Source organism: Paraburkholderia madseniana, from assembly GCF_009690905.1.
Classification (GTDB): domain Bacteria; phylum Pseudomonadota; class Gammaproteobacteria; order Burkholderiales; family Burkholderiaceae; genus Paraburkholderia; species Paraburkholderia madseniana.
The window spans coordinates 1-3,741 of record NZ_VOSW01000221.1 but is presented as its reverse complement, the minus strand read 5'-3'; the positions used below and the strand labels follow the sequence as shown (position 1 = coordinate 3,741).

At 57.4% G+C, this 3,741-nt stretch carries 3 protein-coding genes; 1 reads left to right on the top strand and 2 read right to left on the bottom strand.

Annotated elements, in window-relative coordinates:
* Positions 1 to 53: 53 nt before the first annotated feature.
* Entirely contained in the window at positions 54 to 785 is a 732-nt protein-coding gene (locus FSO04_RS45185; protein WP_154567892.1) for a carboxypeptidase regulatory-like domain-containing protein, read from the top strand.
* Between the two features lie 231 nt (positions 786 to 1,016).
* On the opposite strand, the gene FSO04_RS45180 is transcribed toward FSO04_RS45185, so the two are convergent.
* Entirely contained in the window at positions 1,017 to 1,325 is a 309-nt protein-coding gene (locus FSO04_RS45180; protein WP_154567894.1) for a hypothetical protein, read from the bottom strand.
* 453 nt (positions 1,326 to 1,778) lie between these two features.
* Entirely contained in the window at positions 1,779 to 2,762 is a 984-nt protein-coding gene (locus FSO04_RS45175; protein ID WP_154567890.1) for a GlxA family transcriptional regulator, read from the bottom strand.
* Positions 2,763 to 3,741: the final 979 nt, after the last annotated feature.

Below are 3,741 nucleotides of genomic sequence, written 5' to 3'. Positions count from 1 at the left end.
CGGACGGGCGCTGGTGCCGGTCAATTGTGAATGACTTTCTTTGGAGATAGGCGATGAAGCTTCTAAACGGCGCCACGCTGCGCACGCTGCAGTTCGGATCGATAGTGCTTGCGACCAGTGCGCTGGTCGCATGCGGTGGCAGCGGCGACTCGCCGGGCGCGACGGTGAGTGGTACGGCCGCGGTGGGTGTAGCAATGGCAAACGCAAGCATTGTCCTGACTTGCAAGAACGGCACGGGTAGTGCGACGGCTAACGCAAGCGGCGCGTATTCGGCGACCTTCAAGTTTGACGGACCGTGTGCGATTACGGCGACCGGCGGCGCGGTCACGATTCATTCGTTTGCGGCCGGCGCGGGTACCTACAATGTGACTCCCTTGACCGAATTGCTTTTGAGCTATCTGGCCGGGCAGCTTGGAACCACGGTTAGCGGGCTGCTGTCGGGAATCTCGAGCAACGCAACATTTCAGAGCGCGCTGTCCAACAGCACGGTGATCGCGAACGCAGAGGCGGCCATCGCCCAGTTGATCAAGACCCGGTACGGGATCACGCTTTCGTCATCTTCGTTCTTGACGGTTTCGTTCACGCCAGGGCAGCCCGGCGCGGATGCGGATTTGGACGCTTTGCTGACCGCTGGCGCGATTACCGCGAATGGTCAGCCAGCGGCGTCGTTGACAGCCGCTGCGACAGCGGCGGGGGCGGCAGCGCCGATCTCCGGCGGGGGTAACAGCGGTGGAGCAACCGGTGGAACGGGCGGCACCGGTGGCACGGGAACCACAACGAAATAGCTTTCACGCGCGGAAGCAGAGAATCGGGCCGCCGGACCGGTTCAGGTCCTCAACGGAACTGGGCCGGCCGCTCGCTAAAGAACCTTTGTCCAATACGAAATCGCTCTAACAAGCCTGGAGGGTATTTGAGGCTTCGTATCGCGATGGTCTGGATTGGATAATGAGGGTCTTTGCGATTCTGCCGCCAATATCCATGAACGGAACTACAAGGGCTTGAGACGTGAAAGGCAACTATTCGTAGCCGAGCCTATGACTCAGAATGGGCGCGAAAAAGAGTGCTATCGCAGAGCCCGCTGCCTTACCCTCGAGCACCGCGGCCGCAGCAGCGGCCTGCATTCCGTACAGGTGCGTGGATAGATCAAATAGCTGAGGTAGGCAGTAGAGCGCTGCGATCACAATGCAATAACCTTGCATGACCGATATGCGCCAGCCTTTCTCGAAAGCGACAGCAGCGGCGACAACGCGCAGAACGCCGAATAATACAAGCGCACCCACAGCAGCCTGTTCGCGGAGCAAATACTCTGGAATAAACTCGCCCATAACTTCCCGTTCACCTGGAACGTTAAACCACCAGAACCATCTGAAATTGAAAGCCGCCAATTCGAACGTTGCCATCGAATGCCGGCCGCTCAGGACAATCGGTCTTCGGAATTCAGAAACGAGTTGACCGGTTTTGATGTTATCGAAACCGTCCCGGGACAATGAAAACACGGCTGAATAAACCACTATATTGGCCGATATAGTCAAGCGCTACGTTCAGTAAAACGGGCGCGCGTTATCCATGCGCGGTCCTGCTTTTCAATATCCACGGTCGTGTTGGCTGTGTCTGCTTTGACTGTCAACGCGACAGCGAAGGGACTCATTCGTCTCGGCAGACTGTCACGGGTAGTAATCGGGGAGGGCGATCTGTGGCGTCCGCTTGGAGTAGGGGCTGCCGCAGTACTCCCCGGATTGGGCTCGTGCCGTTGATCCGGCACCTGTGCTTGAGGCCTTCTACAGTGCCACTTCGTTGCGCATCCGATAGTCCGTCGGTGTCGTCGCCAGATATTTTCTGAAGAGTTTCGACAACTGCCCGCCGCTGCTGATACCACAGCGGCGCGCGATCTTGTCGACTGGCAAACGCGATTCAATGAGCATCCGACAACTCATGTTCAATCGTGCGCGAAGTAGATAGTCGGAGGGCGTCATGCCGATCTCGCTCTTGAAGCGGCGCAGGAAGTTGCGCTCGCTCATCGCCGCGACCTGCGCAGCATCGTCGATTGAGATGGGACGATCGACGTTCGCTTCCAGCCAGCGTGCCGACGCCAGGATCTTCTCGCTGATCTGCGGCGCCGCGTTTAGCGTGACCGACGACGTGAAAGGTGTATTGGGTTGTGGCGCGATCGACTCTGCAACCTGCTGCGCCAAATCGGCCCCGAGATCCTCCTCGACGATGCGTAACGCCGTGGATACGGCGCCCGGCGCTTCCGTCAGCGACTTCGCCGGATACAGGCCGTGCGCTTCGTTGCCGCCATAGAGAAGCGGGCAGTAGCGACTGGGCAGCCCGGCCGCTTGCAGCAGCAACAGGCCCTCTGCGATCGGATGCACGATCTCGCTGAACGGGTGCCTACGGCGTAGCCAGTTGCTCAGCCGCTCGTCGCGGCATGCCTGCTGTACGCCCGCACCGCCGGCGATGAACAACAGATGTGTCTGGTTCGTGCCTCGGTGCGACTGGACGTCGTCGGTCCAGACGAATACCGATGACGAACTGGCGATGCGCCCACCCGCGGCGGAAAGTAGCGAGACGTCGTAGCGTGCACTGCCAGATCGCTGCGCGGCGACGAGCGAGTTTGCCTTCTGGAAGATTTCGATGATTGCTGCGACCGTAGGCAGTGCAAATCCGTTGAACAGCGCGATGTCGATGCGAGTCAAAGCGTTCGTTTGCATCGGCACGGCACTTTGCCGCGAGATGCGCGGCAGAGTATGTACCAAATCCATTTAGTTTTCCCCGGAAATATGTGGTCTGCAAAGTCTTCTCCCCAAGACTCTGTCTTTTTCTTATTGGAGCATCCTATACATATGATTATCTTACCAGTATTTAATGGCCGAATTAGCCAACACATTGGCTGTTGCGGACACTGAGAAGCGGGATAGCGGGCAGTCTTGCTGGGCTTATGATTCTACCCGCGAACTGGCAAAATTTCGAATGCCCAGTGCGTCTCTCAAAAAAATTGAGACGGAATGTATAGCGCATCCTTTTTATATTTATATGTGGTAACGAATAATTGTTTGTCAATATCGCTGAATTGACCATTGCAAGCGAAACATCTCGTAAGTAATTCAATTTGGAGCTATGTTGACCCAACCTAGTGCATTCGCTGTCGCGTCGCAGGCTTTCACAAAACGCCACTGCCGACGCCGGGAAAGTAGACGCCTCAGGCCATTCGCGGGGCGACGTCCAGCTGCTTGGTCTTTTCGGACAGAAGTTTTCCGATAAACGCCTCAAAACGGTGCGACACACGGGAAGATGTAAAATTTCGCTCGGCTGCTCAGAATGCGCGCTTGCAAAGGCGCGCCACGCGTATCGTTGCCCAGCTACGCCGTAGGGCAGCGACCGTGTGCCGATTTCGAAGGTACTGCATCACGATACATCCAGGGATAGGGTGCATCAGCACGTTAACTCAATGCGATACCTCGCGAGCCGACTCTACTTTGCCGTCACGCCGGAATCTAACGATCAGGGTTCGTGGGACTCGGCGTCGTTCGGGCCGCGGGCTTTGAACGTGCCGATCGCCTTGCGGATTGCTCAATACTCTGGAGCAACACCAGCGGCCGAATGGTGGCTTTTTGGGCGTATGTGGTCTGCTGCCGGTCAGCAGGCGTTCGTCTGCGATGCGCCCGGATTTTCACGAAAGGCGTTTCCCGCCGACTTGCGCATGGGGAACGCTTGTGTCATGTGACGTGTGATGTTTAACTC